At 73.0% G+C, this 21040-nt stretch carries 17 protein-coding genes and 2 pseudogenes; 9 read left to right on the top strand and 10 right to left on the bottom strand.

Annotated features, from left to right (window positions below; all coding sequences use genetic code 11):
• Window positions 1-130: 130 nt before the first annotated feature.
• Window positions 131-946 (bottom strand): annotated as a pseudogene (locus tag ACFYYB_RS04440) (IclR family transcriptional regulator C-terminal domain-containing protein); the annotation flags it as partial.
• A gap of 779 nt (window positions 947-1725) precedes the next feature.
• Entirely contained in the window at window positions 1726-2253 is a 528-nt protein-coding gene (locus ACFYYB_RS04435) for a sigma-70 family RNA polymerase sigma factor (RefSeq protein ID WP_327303326.1), read from the bottom strand.
• A gap of 313 nt (window positions 2254-2566) precedes the next feature.
• On the opposite strand from ACFYYB_RS04435, the gene ACFYYB_RS04430 reads away from it, so the two are divergent.
• Together ACFYYB_RS04430 and metG are read left to right on the top strand one after the other, a co-directional pair.
• Window positions 2567-4756: a hypothetical protein gene (locus ACFYYB_RS04430; protein ID WP_389433142.1), complete on the top strand. Its 2190-nt coding sequence runs from the start codon at window positions 2567-2569 to the stop codon at window positions 4754-4756.
• Window positions 4757-5044: 288 nt separating this feature from the next.
• Window positions 5045-6760, top strand: coding sequence for a methionine--tRNA ligase (metG, locus tag ACFYYB_RS04425; protein ID WP_389433141.1), 1716 nt, complete (start codon window positions 5045-5047; stop codon window positions 6758-6760).
• Between the two features lie 119 nt (window positions 6761-6879).
• Here metG and ACFYYB_RS04420 read toward each other — a convergent pair whose 3' ends face one another.
• Together ACFYYB_RS04420 and ACFYYB_RS04415 are read right to left on the bottom strand one after the other, a co-directional pair.
• Entirely contained in the window at window positions 6880-8400 is a 1521-nt protein-coding gene (locus ACFYYB_RS04420; RefSeq protein WP_389433461.1) for a YfcC family protein, read from the bottom strand.
• Window positions 8401-8432: 32 nt separating this feature from the next.
• Entirely contained in the window at window positions 8433-9830 is a 1398-nt protein-coding gene (locus ACFYYB_RS04415; protein WP_389433140.1) for a M20/M25/M40 family metallo-hydrolase, read from the bottom strand.
• A 271-nt stretch (window positions 9831-10101) separates the two neighbouring features.
• Here ACFYYB_RS04415 and ACFYYB_RS04410 point away from each other — a divergent pair, with 271 nt between their 5' ends.
• Window positions 10102-10689: a hypothetical protein gene (locus ACFYYB_RS04410; RefSeq protein ID WP_389433139.1), complete on the top strand. Its 588-nt coding sequence runs from the start codon at window positions 10102-10104 to the stop codon at window positions 10687-10689.
• 60 nt (window positions 10690-10749) lie between these two features.
• Entirely contained in the window at window positions 10750-11526 is a 777-nt protein-coding gene (locus tag ACFYYB_RS04405) for a hypothetical protein (protein WP_389433138.1), read from the top strand.
• 37 nt (window positions 11527-11563) lie between these two features.
• Here the strand turns inward: ACFYYB_RS04405 and ACFYYB_RS04400 are convergent, their stop codons facing one another.
• The 3 genes from ACFYYB_RS04400 to ACFYYB_RS04390 form a co-directional block, all read right to left on the bottom strand.
• Window positions 11564-12745, bottom strand: coding sequence for an MAB_1171c family putative transporter (locus ACFYYB_RS04400; protein ID WP_389433137.1), 1182 nt, complete (start codon window positions 12743-12745; stop codon window positions 11564-11566).
• A complete protein-coding gene (locus ACFYYB_RS04395) occupies window positions 12742-13299 on the bottom strand; it encodes a toxin-antitoxin system, toxin component (RefSeq protein ID WP_389433136.1) in 558 nt (185 codons plus the stop codon). Before ACFYYB_RS04395 ends, ACFYYB_RS04400 begins: the two co-directional genes overlap by 4 nt.
• Before the next feature lie 64 nt (window positions 13300-13363).
• Window positions 13364-14032, bottom strand: a complete 669-nt coding sequence (locus ACFYYB_RS04390; RefSeq protein ID WP_356514608.1) for a helix-turn-helix transcriptional regulator — start codon at window positions 14030-14032, stop codon at window positions 13364-13366.
• Window positions 14033-14256: 224 nt separating this feature from the next.
• Here ACFYYB_RS04390 and ACFYYB_RS04385 point away from each other — a divergent pair, with 224 nt between their 5' ends.
• From ACFYYB_RS04385 to ACFYYB_RS04370, 4 genes are all read left to right on the top strand, one after another.
• Window positions 14257-15246 (top strand): helix-turn-helix domain-containing protein, encoded by a 990-nt coding sequence (locus tag ACFYYB_RS04385; RefSeq protein ID WP_389433135.1) that lies wholly within the window; start codon window positions 14257-14259, stop codon window positions 15244-15246.
• A 64-nt stretch (window positions 15247-15310) separates the two neighbouring features.
• Window positions 15311-16660 carry a 6-phospho-beta-glucosidase gene (locus tag ACFYYB_RS04380; protein ID WP_389433134.1) on the top strand — a complete coding sequence of 450 codons (1350 nt, stop codon included), beginning with the start codon at window positions 15311-15313 and terminating at the stop codon, window positions 16658-16660.
• 35 nt (window positions 16661-16695) lie between these two features.
• A complete protein-coding gene (locus tag ACFYYB_RS04375) occupies window positions 16696-18828 on the top strand; it encodes an MDR family MFS transporter (protein ID WP_389433133.1) in 2133 nt (710 codons plus the stop codon).
• A 91-nt stretch (window positions 18829-18919) separates the two neighbouring features.
• On the top strand, window positions 18920-19579 hold the full coding sequence (locus tag ACFYYB_RS04370; protein ID WP_389433132.1) for a GPP34 family phosphoprotein: 660 nt from the start codon (window positions 18920-18922) through the stop codon (window positions 19577-19579).
• A gap of 24 nt (window positions 19580-19603) precedes the next feature.
• Here ACFYYB_RS04370 and ACFYYB_RS04365 read toward each other — a convergent pair whose 3' ends face one another.
• Both ACFYYB_RS04365 and ACFYYB_RS04360 read right to left on the bottom strand, forming a co-directional pair.
• Window positions 19604-20128 carry an NUDIX hydrolase gene (locus ACFYYB_RS04365; protein ID WP_389433131.1) on the bottom strand — a complete coding sequence of 175 codons (525 nt, stop codon included), beginning with the start codon at window positions 20126-20128 and terminating at the stop codon, window positions 19604-19606.
• A 184-nt stretch (window positions 20129-20312) separates the two neighbouring features.
• Window positions 20313-20477 (bottom strand): annotated as a pseudogene (locus ACFYYB_RS04360) (ATP-dependent DNA ligase); the annotation flags it as partial.
• Window positions 20478-20535: 58 nt separating this feature from the next.
• Here ACFYYB_RS04360 and ACFYYB_RS04355 point away from each other — a divergent pair.
• Complete coding sequence (locus tag ACFYYB_RS04355; protein ID WP_389433130.1) at window positions 20536-20673, top strand: hypothetical protein; 138 nt, start codon at window positions 20536-20538, stop codon at window positions 20671-20673.
• A gap of 160 nt (window positions 20674-20833) precedes the next feature.
• On the opposite strand, the gene ACFYYB_RS04350 is transcribed toward ACFYYB_RS04355, so the two are convergent.
• Window positions 20834-21022, bottom strand: a complete 189-nt coding sequence (locus tag ACFYYB_RS04350; protein WP_389433129.1) for a hypothetical protein — start codon at window positions 21020-21022, stop codon at window positions 20834-20836.
• Between the last annotated feature and the right edge of the window lie 18 nt (window positions 21023-21040).

Below are 21040 nucleotides of genomic sequence, written 5' to 3'. Positions count from 1 at the left end.
CCGTGACCGGCACCGGCATCGAGGCGGGTTCCGGCTCCGCCCGTAGCTGCGGCCCGTCCGCCCCGGCAGCACCCTTCGCCGCAGCGGCCTCCTCCGGGGAGTCCGCTCCGTCCGGCGGGATCGCCCCCGCCAGCAGCAGCGCCAGGAGTACCGGAACCGCCTTGAGCCGGAGTGCCCCGGTGGCCCGGCCCAGCCGGTGCGCGTGCCCGCCGGGCAGGGACAGGGCGAGGCTGCCCGCCGCGTGGCCGAGCGCGAGGGGGACCGCCGCGCACACCACGCCGGGGGCGTATTCGCGCAGGTCGAAGACGGGCGCCCCGGGGGCCACCGCGTCGAGCGCGCTGAACAGGGCCCGGCTGTCGGTGATGGTCCGCTCGGTGAGCCGGGCGGGCCGGTGCCGGGCCACGTGGTCGGCACGGCCGTCGTGGTCGAGCTGGCTCAGCAGGCACTTGCCCACCGCGCTCGCGTGCGCGGCGTCCCGGAAGTCCACCCACTCCCGTACCGGCGGGGCGCCCGGCCCGTCCGCCATCTGGGTGATCCGGACCTCCCCCTCCGCGTACCGGCTCAGGTACACGGCCGCGCCCGCGCTGTCCCGCGCCAGGGCCAGGGTGCGCTGCAACTGGCCCGCCAGGCCCCGGCCGCCCGGGGCGGCGAGCCGGTCGAGGGCCGGCCCGGGGGCGTAGACCCCGACGCCTGGGCGGTACGCGTACTCCTCCTCGCAGAGCATCGACAGCAGCGGCGCGAGCTCCGCCTCGGCCAGGCCGGCCTCCCGCGCGAGCCGCCCGGCCCGCACGCCGAGCGGCCGTCGCCGCAGGACCCGTACGACGGCCAAGGCGCGCCGCGCGGCCGCGAGGGCCTCGCCCCCGCCGGGCTGGACGACGGTCCCGCGGGCAGCCGCCGTCAGCGCGGGGTGGCGCAGCGGGCCCGAGCCCAGCCGCCCCGGCCCCATCGGGCCCGAGCCCGGTCGGCCCGCCTCCGGCCGGGGCGGTCGGGGCGCGGTGGCCGGCGCGGGCGGCCGGAAGGCGTCGAGTGCCCGGGAGAGCCCGGGCCTCGGCAGCGGCACCGGGCCCAGGTCGGGGTCGTCGAGCTGGTCGACGTAGCGCAGGACGGCCGCCTGCGCGCACAGCCGTACCTCGCGGAGCTCCCGCCGTCCGCCGGGCCGGAAGCGGCGCCGGCCCAACTCCCGTGCCCAGAACCGGGCGTCGTGGTGCTCGCCGCGCCGGGAGTGGTCGAGGAAGAGGCAGTAGGCGGCGTGCGTGGTGCGGCTGCGCCCGGACCCGGCGGCGAACTGCCACCAGAACCGGGCCCCTTCGCGCAGACCGGCCAGGTGCAGCAGACAGCCGAAGACCACGGCTCCGGGCAGGTCGGCGTGTCCGCCGCTCTCGAAGGCGTCGAGCCGTTCCCTGGCCTCCGTGGCGCACACGGAGGCCAGACAGGCGGCCTTGAGGTCGCGTCCGGCCCGCTCGGAGTCCAGGGGAAGATCGCGCAGGGGGTCGCTCCAGCCCGGCGTGCGGCGCCGGGCGTGGGTGCCGCCGCGCCGGGAAGCCGGGGCGGGGCCCGGCCGGGGCGCCGCGGCGGTGGCGTCCGTGCCCCGCAGCAGCCGGGCCTCCGCCGCGCCCAGGTCGTAGTGCGGATAGCGGTCGCGCACGCTGGCCCGGGCCAGGAACTGCTCCAGGGAGCGCGGGAGTCCGCCGTCCTCGCGGCGGGTTCCGCGGCTCGTGTTGCGGTTCATGACTCGGCCGCGGTGTCGAGCAGCCGGGCGAGCCGCCGCTGGGCCTGGCCGAGCTGCGAGCGGACCGTGGCCTCGTCCACACCCATGATCGCGGCGGCTTCGCCGGGGGTGCACTGAAGTCCGTACCGCAACAGCACGGCGTCGCGCTGCCGTTCGGCGAGCCGGGAGACGGCGGAGTAGAAGCGGATCGTGTCGGTGAGCACCTCGTACTGGTCGGCTTGCGCGTGGGCCTCCTTGAGCGCCGCTTCGAAGGCACTGGTGTCCGTGGGCTCCGGCCAGGGGCTGCGGCGGAACTGGCGGTCGACCAGCCGCCGTTTGAGGACGGTCCACGCGTAGGCGTCGAGCCGGTCCATGTGCAGCATCCGCAGCCATTCGCACATGATCGAGTCGAAGGCGGCGTCGACCGCTTCCTCGGCCGCCGCGTCCGAGCCCAGCTGCAGGAACGCGAACCGCATGTAGGCCGGGCGCCGGTCGGCGTGGAAAGCCCAGTACGACAGGCGCGCCGTCGCGTTCCACTGGCTCATGGGCGCCGGCCGCCGTCGCCGGCTCGGCAGACCCACGGCCCCGCCACCGGACTCCTCCGGAAGACCGCTGCCATCGCTCACCGCTCCACCCCATCCCGTGTGCGGGGCAAGGAAATCAGCGCGGGCGCACTCGGAGGGCGCAGAGACGAAAGCTGGAAGAATTACGGTCAGTGATGATCGCGGATTGATCGATGTCGATCGCACGCGCGCTCAACCAGCGCAAACGCATATGCCGTTCTCCTGTGCGTCCGTTTCGTTCCCCGCCGGAGAGCACGGCGTGTGACCATCCCAAGATTCACTCGTTTGTCGGAGTGTGGGTACAACACAGCGATTCGGCTCCACCGCCGTGGAGCAGGCCGAGGCCGTCCTCGTCGAGCACTACCCCCAACTGGTACGGCTCGCCTACGTGACGCTCCCGGTCACCCTGGGCCGCCATACCCGGGTACTCCTCGCGCACAAGGCGGTCCAGCGAGCACTCCCGCGCGGCGGACGCGGCAGTACCCAGGCTCCGGCCGGGCCCGACGGGCCGGGCGGCCCCCTGACCGAGGTCCGCGTACGGGTCCTGCGCGCGAGCCTCGCTCCGACCGGCCGGGCCCGCCTCGCCGCGGCCGGGCTCGGGTGGCCGCCGGTGCCGCCCTTCGTCTGGGGGCTGCGGCTGTGGCCCCCCGCGGGCGGGATCGACGAGCCCGCCCGGGTGCTGGGCGCGGCGCCCGGGCCGGTCCGGGCCGCGTTCGTCCTGCACGGCATGGACGGCCTGCCCGAGGAGGCGGTGGCCCGGCTGCTCGGGCAGGCCGGGGTGGCCGACCCGGCGGACGCCGTACGGGAGGCGCTGGCCGCCTGGCGGGAGTGGGAGGACGCGGGGGCGGCGCGCGGCGGTGCTCCGGCGCCGGGAAGCGGAGCGTGGGCACGGCCGGCGGGTGCGGCGGGTTCTACGGGCGATGCCGGCTTTCCCGGTGCCGGCCTCCGCGGTGCCGGCTTCCGCGGGGCCGACTTCCGCGGGGCCGGCGGGAGCGCCGGTGGGGAAGCAGGGGGCGGCACCGCTGGGGAAACGCTCCTGCGAAGCCCGGGCGGCGCCGAGTTCGACGCCGCCGTCGTCAGTGCCCGCCCCACCGACCTGCTGCGCCGGCGGCGCCGTACCCGGGCCGGCTGGACCGCCGCGGTCGCCGTGGCCCTGGCCCTGGCCGCCGGGGCCCTCGCCGCCGACGGGTCGCCGCCCCGCCCCGAGGCCTCGCCGCTCGCCGGACCGGCCGTCGCCGCGGCACTGGAACCCGCCCGGCTGGTCCGCGTGCCCGCCGAGGCCTGGGCGGACACCGCCCGCGTCGATTTCACCGCCTGGCCCGCGCGCGGCGCCCGCACCGCCGACCGCGGTCTGCTCGCCCGGGCCCTGGCGACCTGGGCCACCCGGCCCCCGGAGGTGGCGGTGACGGCCGCGCCGGGGACGGCCACCGACGCACCGCTGCGCGCGCCGCAGCTCCTGTACGCGGGGGACGTCGCCGGGCGGGCCGTCGTACTGCTGCTCGACGGGGACCGGGTGGTTCGATACGGCGAGCCCGCTGAGGGCCCGGCGGGGCCGCGCGAGCGGGAGCTCGCCTTCGCCCGTACCGACGAGGCGAACGTGACCACCGCCGCCGCGCTGGCCCTGAGCCGTTCCCCCGGGAACGGGGGGAGCGCGGAAGGGGGCCGGGCCCGGTACCTGCTCGCGCCGTGGATCGCCCGGGCCGGCACCCGCGACCTGCTCCGGACGGGGGAGGGGACCAAGCCGCTGGCCGTCTCCGCCGACGGGGTCACCGAGGAGACCGCGGTCCCGCGTACGGCCGGCGACGACGGCTTCGGCGGAGCCTGCGCCGCCTGGCCCGTGCTCGAACTGACCTCCTCCGCCCGGATCGTGGAGAAGCACGCCTTCGTCCTCGCGGACCTGGGCGCGCTGACCCCCGTACACCTGACCTACACGCCGCTGCCCGACGGTCCGACGGCGGTGGCGGCGCGCCAGCCGCGCGAGGCCACCGGTCCTGCCGCCCGGGCGGCGTGGGCGCCGGTCGCCTGCCGGCTGCGGGAGTACCGCGCCGGCGGCGTACGGGCCGTCAACATCTGGGACTTCGCCGGCTCCGAACTCCCCGACGGCGCGGGCCGGGCCGTCTGGACGTGCACCCGTGCCTCCGGCTGGGCCGGTCCGGGTGACGTCCTGGTGCAGCTGCGCCTGCCGGCCGGAGCTCCGCAGGACGTGGCACGGTCCCGCGGGACCGCCGCGTGCGGGCGGTTCGGGCAGCACCTGCTCGCGGGCACCCGGTGGAGGTCGCCGGCCGGCCGCTGGTACCTGCTGGCGGCCGGCAGCCGCGAGGTCGCGGGCATCACGGCGGCCGGCTCCGTCCGCGCGGAGGCGGCCGGCCGGACCCTGGCCGTCCCGGTGGCCGGTCCGCAGGGTCCCGCGGCCACCCTGACGGGCAAGCTCGCGAGCGGCGCGCGGATCACCGCGATCGACGGCGCCCGGGGCGGCCGCGACTGACCCCGCGTCGCCCCGGGCGCCCTCCGGGACACCGTCCGCGGCCGCCGCGGACGGTGTCCCACCGGGGGTGGACGGCGGTTCGGGGGCTGCCCGGCCCGCTGTACCATGGCCGCAGCGCGAGGGCCGTGACGGAGTGGTCACAGTCCTCGCTTTTGCTTTTGCACCCCTCAGTTTTGCGCTGTACCCCCAGTCCACCCCGAAGAAATGCGGCGCGTGGCGTTTCGGCGGTTCGATACGATGAACCGCACGTCACGTCGTACCGGCATATACGAAATGGAGCATCCGAGGATGGCTCGACACCTGATCACCAGCGCGCTTCCCTATATCAACGGGATCAAGCACCTGGGCAACATGGTCGGGTCGATGCTTCCGGCGGATGTGTACTCCCGGTACCTCCGCCAGCGCGGCCACGACGTCCTCTACATCTGCGCCACCGACGAGCACGGCACCCCCGCCGAGCTCGCCGCCAAGGCGGCCGGCCTTTCGGTCGCCGAGTTCTGCGCGCAGGCTCACGACGCCCAGAAGGCGGTCTACGACGGCTTCGAGCTGTCCTTCGACTACTTCGGCCGCAGCTCCTCGGAGCAGAACCGCGAGATCACCCAGCACTTCGCGCGCCGGCTCCAGGCGAACGGCTTCATCGAGGAGCGCGCGATCCGGCAGGTCTTCTCGCCGGTCGACGACCGCTTCCTGCCGGACCGCTACGTAGAGGGCACCTGCCCGCACTGCGGCTACGACAAGGCCCGCGGCGACCAGTGCGAGAACTGCACCCGCGTCCTGGACCCCACGGACCTGATCGAGCCCCGCTCGGCCATCTCCGGTTCCACCGAGCTCGAGGTCCGCGAGACCAAGCACCTCTTCCTCCTCCAGTCCAAGCTGCAGGTCGAGGTCGAGGCCTGGGTCGCGGAGCACGAGGAGGAGTGGCCGCAGCTGGCGTCCTCCATCGCCCGCAAGTGGCTGACCGAGGGCCTGCACGACCGCGCCATCACGCGCGACCTCGACTGGGGCGTCCCGGTCCCGGCCGACACGTGGCCCGAACTGGCCGCGGACGGCAAGGTGTTCTACGTCTGGTTCGACGCGCCGATCGAGTACATCGCCTCCACCAAGGAGTGGGCGGACGCCGATCCGGCGAACCGCGACTACAAGTCCTGGTGGTTCGAGGCCGAGGACGTCCGCTACACCCAGTTCATGGCCAAGGACAACGTCCCGTTCCACACGGTGATGTTCCCCGCCACCGAGCTCGGCGTCCGCGAGCCGTGGAAGATGGTCGACTACGTCAAGGCCTTCAACTGGCTGACGTACTACGGCGGCAAGTTCTCCACCTCGCAGAAGCGCGGCGTCTTCACGGACCAGGCGCTGGAGATCCTCCCGGCCGACTTCTGGCGCTACTTCCTCATCGCCAACGCGCCCGAGTCCGACGACTCCTCCTTCACGTGGGAGCACTTCGCCGCCACGGTGAACAAGGACCTCGGCGGCACGCTGGGCAACTTCGTCAACCGCGTACTGACCTTCTCCCGCAAGAAGTTCGGCGACGAGGTTCCCGCCGGCAGCCCCGCCGGCGAGGTCGAGGCCAAGCTGGGCGCGCAGATCGCCGAGCTGCTGGCCGAGTACGAGGTCCACATGGACGCGCTCCAGTACCGCAAGGCCGCGGCCGCGCTGCGCGCCCTGTGGTCCGCGGGGAACGCGTACCTGGACGAGAAGGCGCCCTGGACCGAGGTCAAGACCGACCTGGACGGCGCGGCTCTCACCCTGCGCACGGCGATGAACCTCATCCACCTGTACTCGGTGGTCTCCGAGCCGTTCATCCCGGCCTCGGCGCGCGCCATGCGCTCCTCGTTCGACCTGGCCGACGACACGGCGACGTGGATCACCCCGGAGCAGGCCGCGTCCCTCGACGCGGTGCCGGCGGGCACGCCGTTCACGGTTCCGGCGGTGCTCTTCCCGAGGATCACCGAAGAGGACCTGGAGTCGTACCGCGAGCGCTTCGGCGGCAACCCGGAGGCCTAGCCCGCCCGGCCTTCCGGGCAGCGATACACGGCAGCACCACGCGCAGGGCGCGACCCCAACGGGGTCGCGCCCTGCGCGCGTTCCTCACGGCCGTACGCCGTCCGCCGGCGCCGACGGCGTCACATCGCGGCGCCCAGGGCCAGGAACCCGCAGATCATCACGAAGAGGATGCCGAGCAACGGCCAGACGAAGCGCAGGTACTTGTCGTAGCCGACCTTGGCCAGCGCGACGCCGCCGATGGTGACGGCGGTGGTGGGCACCCAGAGGTTCATCCAGCCGCTCGCCGACTGCCAGGCCGTCACCATCAGCGCGCGGGAGACGCCCGCGAAGTCGGCGAGCGGGGCCAGGATGGGCATGGTGAGCGTGGCGTGCCCGGAGGTGGAGGGGATCAGGAAGGCGAGCGGGAGGTTCACGAGGAAGACGATGATCGCGAAGATTCCCGACGAAGTCCCCTTCACCACGCCCTCGATGGAGTGCAGCACCGTGTCGGTGATCTGCGAGTTGTTCATGATGACCGTGACCCCGCGCGCCAGCATGATGACCAGGGCGGGCGAGATGAAGTCGGCGGCGCCCTGGATGAGCGTGGAGCTGAGCTTGGCCTCGCCCATCCGGGCCACCAGGCCGATGAGTACGGCCGCGCAGATGAACAGGGCCGCCAACTGGGCGAAGGACCAGTCCAGTTCCCAGGCGTACGGGGTCGCGTCCGCGTCGCCGGTGAGCGCGCTCGACCAGGGCACCACCGAGAAGATCATGAAGGCGAAGACGAGGACCAGGAGGACCAGGACGGTCTTGTGCAGCCGGGTCAGCTCCGGCTCCGCCTCCTCGTCGCCGGTGGCCTTCTGCTCCCGGTCCCCGGGCAGGAACCCGCAGATCGACTTGGAGGGGTCCTTCTGGACCCGTCGCGCGTAGCGGATCACGTAGAGGACGGTCACGGTGGTCAGCACGATCCACATGAGGAAGCGCAGCCCGATCCCGTCGCCGAGCGAGATGCCGGCCGCCGAGGAGGCCACGCCGGTCGCGAACGGGTTCACCGTCGAGCAGAGCACGCCGATGCCCGCGCCGAGGATGGCCGCGCCGACCGCGACCAGCCGGTCGTAGCCGAGGGCCAGCATCATCGGCACGAGCAGTCCGTAGAACCCGAGGGTCTCCTCGGCGAAGCCCTCCACGGTGCCCAGGACCGAGAAGACCACCATCACGGCGGCGATCAGCAGGGCGCCGCGGTCGCGCAGCCGGTGGGCGAGGCGGGCGATGCCGCGGTCGAGGGCGCCGGTGGCGAAGACGACGGTGATGAAGGCGCCGATGGCGAGCACGAAGAGGAACACGCCCGCGCTGCCGTACAGATCACCACTGAGGGTGGGGCCGACCTGGCCGGTCTTGGGGTCCTGGAGTCCGTAGAGCCCGTTGACGGGGGAGAGGAACAGGTCGTTCAGGCGATCGGTGAAGCTCTGCGTGCCGTCGACCCGGTGGTAGGTGCCGGAGACGGGGGAACCGCTGTCGTCGCGGTCGTACTCGCCGGCCGGGATGAGGAAGGCCAGCAGCCAGATCGCGACGGTGACGATGGCCAGGATGGTCAGCGCGCTGGGGAAGGAGAACTTCTTCGCGGGCGGCGGCTCCTCCGGCGGGGCCTGCACGGTCGGGATCTGGGGCGGGGCCGGGGGAGGGGGCGTCGTGGTCACTGCTCGCCTCCCGCGGACGGCGGGGCCTGCGCGCCGAAGTCCGCCGCGTACTCCCGGACGAAGGCGGCCATCGCCACCACCGTGTTGCGCACCTCGGACAGCAGCACCCGCTCGTTCGGCGCGTGCAGGTTGCACATGCTGTCCTGCGCGCCGAACAGCAGCACCTCCGCGTCCGGGGCGGCCCGCGCGAGGCCGTTCACCAGCGGGATCGAGCCACCCGTGGCCACGTACGAGGCCTGCGTGCCCCAGGCCTCCTTCAGCGCGGTCAGGGCCGCCCGGTAGGCCGGCCCGCCGGTGCGCGCCTCGAAGCCGGGGCCCGTGTCGCCCGGCGTGACGGTGAGCGGGATCCCGAAGGGGCGCTGCGCGCGCAGGTGCTTCACGAGCGCGGCGCGGGCCTCCTTCGCGTCCTGGAGCGGGTGGAAGCGCAGGTTCAGCTTGGCCCGCGCGTACGGGACCACGGCGGAGGCGGCGCCCGCCACGTCCGGGGCGTCCAGCCCGATGACGGTGATCGCGGGCCCGCTCCACAGCCGTTCGCCGAGCGAACCGGTGCCGATCAGCGGCAGCCCGTCCCGTACGGAGGCCAGCTCGCGGAACTCCTCCTCCGTGTAGGTCGTTCCCTCCCAAGGATCGCGGCGCAGCCCGGGCACCGCCACGTCCCCGTGCTCGTCGTGCAGGGAGGCCAGCGCCCGGAGCAGGACCAGCAGGGCGTCGGGGGCGGCTCCGCCGAACTCCCCGCTGTGCCGCGCCTCCGCGAGGGTGCGCACCTCCACCACCACCTCGCAGGCCCCGCGCAGACCGGTGGTCAGGGTCGGGGTGCCGGGCCGCAGGTTGCCGAGGTCGGCGATGACCATCGCGTCGCAGGCGAACCGGTCCGGATCGGTGGGCGGGTAGTCGTCGAAGGGGCTGCCGTACTCCTCCTGCCCCTCGATCACCAGCTTGATCCCGACGGGCGGGCGGCCGCCGTAGACCCGGAGCATGCCCAGGTGCGCGATCACGTTCGACTTGTCGTCGGCGATGCCGCGCGCCCGCAGGGCGCCGGGGACCCCGGCCACGGGCGTCGGTTCGAAGGGCGGGGAGAGCCACAGGGTCGGGTTTCCGGCGGGCTGGACGTCGTAGTGCCCGTAGAGCAGGACGGTCGGCGCGTCCGGGTGCGGGGGCGGGATCTCGCCGTAGACGACCGGGGCGGTGTCGGGGAGGTCGATCCGCTCGATGGTGGGGACGCCCGCCTCGCGCAGCAGGGAGACGATCAGGTCGTGCGCCTCCAGGACCGGCTCCGGAGGGTATCCGGGGAAGGCGACCGACGGGATCGACGCGAGCCGTTCCAGGTCGGCCCGGAGCCCGTCCATCAGGGCGTCGACCTGTGCTTCGAGGGTCTGCGAGCCGTCCGCGTCCACCTGCCACCGTCCCTGTGCTCCCCGGGGCGACCCCGCTGAGCCGCGGGATCGGGTTCTCCGATCATCGGCGGGGGGAGCGGCCCGCGCCGCGATGGAGTGGGCCGGGCGGGTGAACGCCGGCCGCCGGGGTCCGGACCCGGCCGGACCCGACATGGCGCGAAGTGGGCTGCCGGGGGCTGATCTTGACCTGTCTGCCGCGTGTCGAAGCCCGCCCGTGATCGTTTCTTCAGGCGTAGTCCCCATCCCTGCCGCTGAATCGGGAGAACGTGCGGTGACCGCTTGGCAGTACTTCGCCGGGGCCGGCCTGGTGGCCGCGCTCTGCCCGCTGCACGGTCACGTGGCGGTGGCCGGGGACGGCCACGGGCGCGGCGCCCGCGTCGACCTGTGCGTACCGGCCGGCGCGAAGCCCCGGCCGCCCGCGGCGCGGCCCACGGGGCCGGCTCCGGGTCCGGCCGCCCGGCCGACGCCCCGGGTGCCGCTGGTCCCGCTGCCCGGCCCGGCCGGGCCGACGGTGCGCCACCCGGGGCAGGGTCCGCTCGCCCCCGCGCCGCCCGGCGCGGCGGCGGAGCCCGCCCCGGGGCCGACGGCGCAGGCAAGGCCTCCGGCGGCGCAGCCGCGGGCGGCCGCGGCGGAGGTCCCCGGGGTGGCGCAGGCGGCTCCGGACGCGGCGGTGGTTCCGCGGCCGGTCGCAGCGGTGGCGGTGGCGACGGGGCGCTTCCACGTGCGCCCGTACCACTCGGCGGCGCTGGCCCGACGCGGCCCGGACGGCATGTCCACCCTGATGCTCATGGTCGTCGTCACCACCCCGGCCGTGCTCGCGGCCGTCGCGCTGCGGCCCCGCTCCCGGAGCCGCGGCTAGGGCCCGGCCCCTCCCCCTCCCCACCTTCAGTCCGCTCGTCTCGACCTACGGAGAACCCTCGTGTCCGAATGGCTGGTCCTGGCCATCGCCATGGCGCTCGTCTGCGCCCTCGTCCTCGCCTTCACCGCGATCCGGCACCGCCGGGTCGCGGACGACGAGGACACCAGCGAAACCCCCGACGTCCTCGAGTACATGGTGATGATGGTCGGCGTGGTCTACGCGATCGTCCTCGGCCTGGCCATCGCGGGCGTCTGGGAGGCGCGCGGCGCCGCCGAGGACAGCGTGCGCCGCGAGGCCCAGTCCCTGTACGAGGTCACCCAGCGGGCCGACGTCTACCCGGCCGCCGTGCGCGACCGGATCCGCGGCGAGGTCAACGCGTACGTGTCCCACACCGTCAGCGTGGACTGGCCGCGGCTGACCGCCGGGGCCCCGGTGTCACCGGAGGGCGGCGAACTGCTCGGCAAGCTGCGCACCGACGTCACCCACCAGAGCCCGGGCAACGAGCTCCAGGCCCAGGCCTACCAGCCGTTGCTGGACCACATCGCGGCCGCCGACGACGCCCGCCACGAGCGGACGCAGAGCGACGAGTCCACGCTGCCGGGGGTGGTCTGGCTGGGGCTGGTCGCGGGCGGGCTGGTCACCGTCGGGCTGATCTTCACCCTGCAGATCCGGCGTTCGGGCCGGGAACTGCTGCTCGCGGGGCTGTTCAGCGCGCTGATCGTGTTCCTGCTGTTCATGGTGTGGAGTTTCGACGCGCCCTTCGGCCGGGACGGCATCGACTCGGCGGCGCCGTTCCAGGACCTGTTCCCGACGCTGCCCCTGGCCGCCGGGCGGTGATCGCGGGTCACTGATCACCGGCCGGCCGGGCCGCGGTTCAGCCCCCCGACAGGGACGCCTGGCGGCGGCATTCGGCCACCACCCGGGAGTTGCGCAGCGCGTGGGAGATCCGCACGAGGTCGCGGGGGCCGTCGGCGGGCGGCGCCCCCTCGTCGCTGGCCCCGATGACCCGGCCCTCGGGGTCGGCCGCCCGGGCGCGCACGGCGGCCGCGACCATGGCGGCGTCGGCGACGGCCCGGGCGGTCTCCTCGTCGGCGCCGGAGGCGAAGGCCCGGGCCAGGACCGTGTCCCGGTGGTCCTGGTCGAAGTACGGTCCGAGGTGCAGGAAGCCGTCGTGGATGTCCGACTCTCGCTGGATGACGCGGATGTCGGCGGCGGACCACCAGGACATCTGGACCCCGACCGGGTTCTCGGGAGCGGCGATCCGGACCTCGTGCCACAGCGGGCCGAGCCGGCGGTACGTGGACCAGTTCTGCCAGCTGTCCGAAAGGCGCTGGCAGAGGAGTGGCAGCACGAAGCCGATCGCGCTGATGGAAGCGCCGGCGGCGGCGAGCGGCGGGGCGACGAAGGTGCTCAGGTCGTCCAGCCGGGGGCCGAGGCCGACCCAGCGCCCGATGACGGCGCTCATCTTGGCGGCGTCGTAGCTGAGGTTCAGGATGTAGCCGACGACGATGATCACCAGGCCGGTCCGGAGCCAGCCGCGCACCTGGAGGGACCAGCGCCAGCACATCGCGACCATGACGAAGGCGGCCATGTTGTGCGCGAGCAGGTAGAGGCCGATCATCTGCCCCAAGTACGGGGAGTTGGCGTAGTAGGTGTCGAAGTCGCGCAGCCGCTCGACCGGTGCGTCGCCGAGGAAGAAGAGCGTCATCAGGACCGCGATCACGGTGGCGTAGCCCAGGATCCATCGGCGGGAGATGCGCCGGGTCTGCTCGGGCGGGCCGCCGCGCCAGTTGACGATGAGGACCAGACACGACGCGCTGAACGCGCTGATCAGGCAGTAGACGAGCGGGGCCGAGAAGTTGGTGATCCCGGTCCAGCGGTTGACCGCCGCGATGGTGGGCGGGGCGGCGAAGGTGAAGATCGCACCGGCCAGCAAGAGCAGGGCGCACACTGTTCGCAGCAGCGGTTCACGCCAGTTGTGCCGTAGCGCCGGCAGCTTGAAGGCGAGTGCGATCGCCAGGGCCGCGGCCGGTATGTAGTAGTCCTTGCCGTTCAACGGTCGTTCCTGTGCCCCCGGTATCCGAGCGATGCCTCGATGCGGCCCGCCAGCTGATCTCGATGCGCCGGTGCGCGGTGGCTCGCCGATCCGGCGAGCCAGGTCCTGCACCGGCTGCCCAGCAGCAGGCCGAAGGTTTCCGCCTCGGTCTCCTCCTGCACGTCGGCGCGGGTGCGCGCCGCGACGCGGCGCACGGTCTCGCCGATGTCGGCCCCGTCCGAAAGCAGCCGGGCGGCGACGGCGGCGCCGTCGACGTGGTGACTGCAGTGGCCGGCCTTCATGTGCCACAGTTCGTGCCCGAGGATCACCAGTTGGTGGTCGGGCGCGGTGCGTTCCTCGATGACCACCAGATCGCGGTCCGCCATGTCGAGCCACAGGCCGCTTGCCGTTCCCGGCGGGAACGAGGCCATCCGGAACTCCACCCGGCGGCCGCGGTGCTTGCTCATGCCCTCACAGAGGGCGGCGTAGAGGTCCACGGGCTCCACGGGCGCGGTCAGGTTGATGCCTGCCACCAGCTCCCCGCACAACCGCCGCTGCTCTCTGCCTATGCTCACCGTTCTCCCCGTCGGCGTGGATCCGGATCAGGACTCAAGGATCAGACCCAGACTTTCGACTGGGTCAGGATTCGTTCGGTTTGACGCTTTCGAGGAGCATGTCCAGCCATTCGGTCACCTTGTCCCGGTGCTTGTCGCTGGGCAGTTGGGCGGCTCTCCAAGCGATGCCCCGTACGCCGTGGTTCTGGAGAAGTCTTGCCAGCGGATCGCCCGTCGAAGCGGCCGGAGCGGGTGCGGTTTCCCGGGCGCGTCCCGCGAAGTCCTGGAGCAGCTGTTGCTCGGTGCGCTGGAGGGCGTCGGTGAGCGCGTCCGCGTCATGGGCGGTGAGGAATCCGGCGTGCACTCCGAAGAAGCGCTGGATCGCGTCACAGTGTTCCATGGTCGGACGCCGGTCGCCGTTGATCAGGGCCCCGGCCTGCTGGCGGGACATGGCGGCGCCGTCGGCGATCTCCTGCTGCGTGTACCGGCGGCCGTTGGGCTTCACGCGGGTGCGCCGCAGGAGGTCGAGACGCTGGAGGAACCGGGTCTGGAGATCGGGCTCGCCGGCGGGACGGCCGTCCAGCAGGCTCCGCACCACGTCGGCGGGTACGCCCGAAGCCTCGGAGAGGCGGCGCAGGTCGAAGACCTGGTTCAGGTCGCGGCCCAGCTTGCCCGCGAGTTCTGCGACTCGCGTGACGGTGGCTGCCAGGAGCGTGTTGGCCACCGCGACGGGAGCCGGGAAGCCGTCTGTCACCAGTGGTTCTCCTAGATCGCGCGAGGTCGGGGTGCGGGCACGTGGTCGGCCTCTGGAATCTATCCGGTCCCGGTCCCTACGGCTAGAACGTGCCACATCTGTGGCGGGAACGAGCTGCCCGAAGGCTGGAATTGCCACAATAGTTGACACTCGAATGAAGTCGGTAGCAGGATCGCCACACGGAAATGAAGATCCAGACCGTAAGTAAGAGGGGGGAGCTCTCGGTGGCACATCTCGCAGCGGTGGGCCCGTCCGATGGCCTCGCCCACATCGGTGGGGAGCGCCTCGCGGGCGAGGAGTCCGCACGCGGCGCCGTGCGGTCGGAGCGACGCAAGGAGATTTTGCGCCAGCGCCGGGAGGAACTGGGGCTGAGTCAGGAAGACCTGGCGGCGCGGCTTCGCATCAGCGTGCGGGCGTACGGGAACTGGGAACGCGGCCTGGTCAAGGAGTGGACGGACCGCAAGCTGCTCGCCCTGGCCGAGGCCCTGGAAATGAGCGAGCGGCAGTGCTTCTGGCTCTTCCGGATCATGGTCGACCGCGAGCCGCCGCCCACCTGGCGCGCGGCCGAAGACAGCCGGCTGCCCGACGATCCGGCGCAGCGCGACTACTTGTGCGACTACGCGGCCCTCATGGAGGCCGTGCCGTACCCGAGTTTCCTCGTGGACCACCGCTGGGACGTGGCCCTGACCAACTCGGCGTTCGACCGGCTCTTCCAGTCGGTGCGCCCGCATCCGACCGCCCTGCCGGACGACAACTTCCTGCGCTTCGTGCTGTTCCACCCGGACGCCGCGGCCGTGCTGGAGGACCACGAACCGGCCTGGTGCGTACCGCTGCTGGCCCGGTTCGCGACGTCCCTGGCCGCCGCCCCCGACGACGAGGGGCTGCGCAGCATCCGTCAGGAGGTGGCCCGTGACCCGTTCATGGAGGCCGCCTACCGGTACGGAGTGCCGCACTGGCTGACGACCCACGGGGCCGAGGCCGCCGAACAGGACGGCGCCGTGCGCACCGTGCGCCACCCGGACCCGGGCTGGGGCCTGGTGCGTTGCCGGATGGTGGCGGAATCCGGCCCGATGCTCGACGGCATGGGGCTGACCCGGATGACGCTGGTCCTCTCCTCGCCGCAGGGACTGCCGACGGGCCCGCTGCCCAGCGGTCCGGGCACGCAGCAGCACCAGCCGCCGCGGCTGCGTGCCGTGCCGTCGCCGGTGGAGTGATCCGGCGGGGGAGACTGGTGCCACGACACCTTGGCACTGGAGCATTGCGGAAGGCGGTACGGGCGTGCGGCTGACGATCCTCGGCGGGGGCGGATTCCGGGTACCGCTCGTCTACGGAGCCCTGCTCGGCGATCACGCCGAGGGCAGGGTGTCGCACGTGACCCTGTACGACGAGGACTCCGGCCGGCTCCGTGCCATGGCCCGGGTCCTCGCGGACCAGGCCTCGGGGATCGCGGACGCCCCGGCCGTCACGGCCACCACCGATCTCGACGAGGCCCTGCGCGGCGCCGACTTCGTGTTTTCGGCCATTCGTGTCGGCGGGCTGGAAGGCCGCGCCGCCGACGAGCGGATCGCCCTGGCCGAGGGCGTACTGGGCCAGGAGACGGTCGGCGCGGGCGGGATCGCCTACGGCCTGCGGACGGTGCCGGTGGCCCGCGAGATCGCGCGCAGGGTGGCCCGTACCGCCCCCGACGCATGGGTGATCAACTTCACCAACCCCGCCGGAGTGGTCACGGAGGCCATGGCCGAGGAACTCGGGGACCGGGTCATCGGCATCTGCGACTCGCCGGTCGGACTCGGACGGCGGATCGCCCGGCTGCTGGGCGCCCGGCCCGAAGAGGCCTGGATCGACTACGTCGGCCTCAACCACCTGGGCTGGGTGCGCGGACTGCGGATCGGCGGACGCGACGAACTCCCGCGGCTGCTGGCCGACGCGCGGGCGCTGGAGTCCTTCGAGGAAGGTCGGCTGTTCGGGGCCGAGTGGCTGCGCTCGCTCGGGGCGATCCCGAACGAGTACCTGCACTACTACTACTTCAACCGTGACACGGTACGGGCCTACCAGGAGGTCAAGCAGACGCGCGGGGCCTTCCTGCGCGACCAGCAACGGGGGTTCTACGCCGAGGCCGGGCGGCCGGATACGGGTCCCGGGGCGGCGCTGGCCGCCTGGGACCGGACCAGGGCCGAGCGCGAAGCCACGTACATGGCCGAGAACCGCGAGGTCGCGGGCGTCGGCGAACGCGAGGAGAGCGACCTGGAGTCGGGCGGGTACGAGAAGGTGGCCCTCGCCCTGATGCGCGCCATCGCCCGGGACGAGCGCGCCACCCTCATCCTGAACGTCCGCAACCGCGGGACCCTGTCGGTGCTCGACGCCGAGGCGGTCATCGAGGTGCCCTGCCTGGTCGACGCCAACGGGGCCCACCCGGTCGCCGTCGACCCGCTGCCGCTGCACGCGGTGGGTCTGGTGACCTCGGTCAAGGCCGCCGAGCGGGAGGTCCTCGCCGCGGCGGCGAGCGGCTCGCGGGCGGACGCCGTCAAGGCCTTCGCGCTGCATCCGCTGGTCGACTCGGTCGGGGTGGCCCGGCGGCTGGTGACCGGATACGCGGCGGAGCACCCGGGGCTGGGCTACCTGCGCTGACGGGCCGCCGGGCTGCGCGGATGGGCTAACGCCGCATGCGGCCGGGCGGGTGCGCTGTGAGAGTGCGGAGTGTGACCACAGCCGAAGGTGCAGCCACAGCCGAAGGCGCGGCCCCCGCCATAGCCGCCGCGCAGCCGCCCGTCCTCGACCGGCGCTCGCGCAACATCGTGTTCGGCACGATCATGCTCGGCGTGCTGCTCGCGGCCCTGGACCAGACGATCGTGGGCACGGCGCTGCCCACGATCGTGGCGGACCTCGGCGGCGGCGACCACATGTCGTGGGTCGTGACCTCGTACCTGCTCACCGAGACGGTCGCGACCGTGCTCGTCGGCAAGTTCGGCGACCTCTTCGGCCGGAAACTGGTCTTCCAGGTCTCCGCCATCGTCTTCATCACCGGCTCGTTCCTGTGCGGCCTCGCGAGCAACATGACCCTGCTCATCGTGTGGCGGGGCATCCAGGGCATCGGCGCCGGCGGGCTGATGGTCACCGCGATGGCCCTCATCGCCGACGTGGTCCCGCTGCGCGAACGCGGAAAGTACCAGGGCGCGATCGGCGCCGTCTTCGGCGTCGCCACGGTGATCGGGCCACTGCTCGGCGGCCTCTTCACCGACCACCTGACCTGGCGCTGGGCGTTCTACGTCAACGTGCCGATCGCGATCCTCGTCGTCGTGGCGGCCGCGAAGACGATCCCCTCCGTACGCGCCGTCGGCAAGCCGGTCATCGACTACCTGGGCATCGCGATGGTCGCCATCGGCGCGAGCGCGCTGATCCTGGCCACGAGCCTGGGCGGGAACGAGTACGCCTGGAGCTCGCCGCTCATCGTCGGGCTCTTCGCGGGCGGCGTCCTGGCGCTGGCGCTGTTCTGCCTGGTGGAGATGCGCGCCGCACAGCCGATGCTGCCGATGCGGCTGTTCCGCAACCCCGTCTTCTCGGTCTGCTCCGTCCTCAGCTTCGTCGTCGGCTTCGCGATGCTCGGCGCGATGACCTTCCTGCCGACGTACCTGCAGTACGTGGACGGGGACTCGGCCACCGTCTCGGGCGTACGGACGCTGCCGCTCGTCATCGGCCTGCTGATCGCGTCGGTCTTCAGCGGCAACGTCACCAGCAAGACCGGGCACTACCGGATCTTCCCGATCGTCGGCTGCGCCGTGATGGGCCTGGGCCTCTACCTCCTCTCCCGGATGGGACCGCAGTCCGGCGCCTGGCTGGAATCCCTCTACATGTTCGTCCTCGGCACCGGCATCGGCCTGTGCATGCAGGTGCTGACCATCGCCGTGCAGAACACCGTGGACTACGCCGACCTCGGCACCGCGACCTCGGGCGTCACCTTCTTCCGTACGCTCGGCAGCGCCTTCGGGACCGCCGTCTTCGGCACGATCTACGCCAACACCCTGAAGCCCGCGCTGGCGAAGGGCGTGGCGGAGGCCGCGCGCGCCACCGGACAGGACCCGCAGCGACTCGCCGTCGCCGCGCAGAGCCCGCAGGGCGTGCACGGGCTGGATCCGGCGGCGGCCGGGCCGGTCATCAACGCCTACGCGGACACCCTGCACACCGTGTTCCTGTGGACCGTGCCGGTGGCGGTGGTCGGGTTCGTCGTCGCGCTGTTCCTCAAGCAGGTCAAGCTGCGCGACAGCGCCCGGGCCGGTTCCACGGACATGGGCGACGGCTTCGGCTCGCCCGCCACGGCCTCCGGGGACTCGGCGAAGCTGCTGGAACTGGCGGTCGGCAAGCTGGTGCGCACCATGGGGCCGGAGACGGCGCGCGGGATCGTGAACTCCTCCGACACCCGGCTGGACATGGCGGGCGCGTGGGCGGTCATGCAGGTGGACCTGATGACCCGCACCGTCGGCTACGCGAGCCTCGGACTCATCGCCTCGCGCCGGCACCTGCCCCCGGAGGTCCTGCTGCCGGTCTTCGAACGGATGGTGGACGAGGGCTACATGACGCGGCAGAACGGTTTCTACACGCAGACCCCGGCGGGGGAGCGGGAGGCGGGCGTCATCTCGGCCGCGTGGGCCCAGTGGCTCGGCGACCAGCTGGAGAAGGACCGGGGCCGACCGCGCAGCGCGGAACTGCGGGCCGCGGCGGACGCGATCGCGAAGCGCCTGCTCGCGGAGGACCTCGGGGACGGGAACTTCGCCCCGCGCGCGATGGCGGGGCGGCCGTAGGGCGGACGGGAACTCCCCGGCGGACCTGGACGTCTGGTGGTGAAAGGGGTTCTACGAGTTCCACGGGTTCTATGGGTGCGGGGGTGCCGGGATGCGGATCACACTGGCTGAGGAAATCATGCTGCTGTCGCTGGACGACGAGTCCGGGTCGGTCAAGCAGCGGCAGTCGGTCAACTGGGCCGTGGCGGGCGCGCTCCTGCTCGAACTGGCCCTCGCGGAGCGGATTCGGATCTCCGGCAAGTACCTGGAGCTGGTGGACGCGCCGCCCACCGGGGAGGAACTGCTCGACGGCCGGGTCGAGTCGATACGGGCCTGGATGCGCGGCCGGACCAAGCGCCGGGTGTCCCAATGGCTGACGAAGGACCAGGCCAAGGCCGTCGGCCCGGTCGTGGAGCGGCTGGTCGGGCGCGGGGTGGTCGTGGAGGAGCGGCGCAAGGCCCTCGGGGTGTTCCCGGTACGCCGCTATCCGGAGGCCGACGGGGCGGTCGAGCGCGAACTGCGCGAGCGGCTCGCCTCCGCGGTGTCCAAGGGAGCGGAGCCGGACGAGCGCACCGCGAGCCTCGTCGCGGTGATCCACGCGGCCGGCCTGCACGGCCTGGCCTTCCCGGGGATCCCGCGCAAGGAGATCACCGCACGCACGGCGGCGATCGCCGAGGGGCACTGGGCGGCCGAGAGCATCCGCGGCGCGATCCGCGACATGCAGCTGGCGATGGCCGCGGTCACCGCGGCGACGGTGGTGACCGTGACCTGAGACCCGCTGCCGCGCGGGCGCGAATCAGCCGTCGGCGGGTCGTCCCGGACCCCTCTCGGGGTCCGGTGCGGTGGTGGTCGGATAGTCGTATGACGGTACGTGTGGCAGGTGCGGCGTCAGGTCGGGCCGCCAGGCGCGCAGCACCGCCGCGGACGGGGCGTAGAGGGCCGCCGGGAAGTCGGCCGGGGCGAAGCAGGACCAGCGGGCGATCTTGTGAGGCTCGGTGACCGTGGCGGTGCCCTCGGCGGCCGAGGTGACGGCAGCGGCCGTCAGCTGGGTCCGGGCGGAGTCGGCGTCGAGCAGGACCGACACGATCCGGATCTCCTCGGGCGCGGCTCGCAGCGCGGTCTCCTCGGCCAGTTCGCGGGAGGCGGCCCGCTCGAAGCCCTCCCCGGGGTCGACCTTGCCGCCGGGCAGTTCCCAGCGCCCGTCGTGAGCCTGGCCCAGCAGCACCCGGCCGTCGTGACCGACCACGACCACGCCGACTCCTACGACGGCGTGGGGTCGGGGGACGGCGCGTGCGGTGGGCTCGCCGGGTGCTGTACTCATGGGCGTCCTTCGGTGGATCGGAGTGCCGGGCGGCGTGCGGTGCGGCCCGCCTGCGACCCTAGGTCCGAGCCGGACGGGCGCGGGTTCGCGTCCGAGCCGAGCCGGGCCGGGTGGAGCGGGAGCGGCTGACGGCGCGGTGACGGCCGGGTCCCGTGGTTTCCCCGGCGAGGCCGTGCGGCGGGCCTCAGGTCGCCGTCGTGCTCAAGACCTCGGCGAGGTCATAGCCGACGACCTCCTCCAGCTGGGCGTACGTACAGCCGCGCGGCTCCCGGTCCGGCCGCATGCGACGGAACTGCGCGGTATGCCGGAACCGGTCGCCCTCCATGTGGTCGTAGGCCACCTCGTACCGACGCCCTTCCAACGGCTCTCGACAGGCGAGGGCCGGAGCATGGAGGGAAGATCCGCACATGGGTCAGGTACGTCTACTGGGAGCGCTGCGCGAGTCGAAGGGGCGGGACTGGTCCGACTCCTTCGACGGCCAGGAGAAGGACGTGCAGGGCGTAGCCGCGAGGCATCGCGGCACCCCGGGGGGTGACCCCCGATGATCAAGCGATCCTGACCGGGACGTGATAGCAGCTCAGCTTGGCCCGGGGGTACCAACATGAGGGGTAGCCACCGGATAGCCCGGAGTAACGACAGTAAGTGACCGCGATCACGAAGAAGCCCCGCCGCCGGAGTGACGGGGCCCTGGCCGAGAGGGCCTATCTATCGCAGGCTCGCTACGTCGTCTCCGAGGGAGTAGAAGAAGACGCTTCCGTCACCCACACCATCATGCGACGGGACGAGGTAGCTGGAGAGTTCCTCACGCGGTTCGGCGGCCTGGGCCGTTCCGGCCACGGTCAGTGCAGCGCCTGCGAGGGCGACTGCTGCGAGTACACGCTTCGTGGTGTTCATGACGGCAGAACGAGCGCA

The sequence above is a fragment of the Streptomyces sp. NPDC002886 genome (genome assembly GCF_042888445.1).
Classification (GTDB): domain Bacteria; phylum Actinomycetota; class Actinomycetes; order Streptomycetales; family Streptomycetaceae; genus Streptomyces.
Note: the sequence above shows the minus strand (reverse complement) of the source record. Positions and strands in the feature narration are given on the sequence as shown.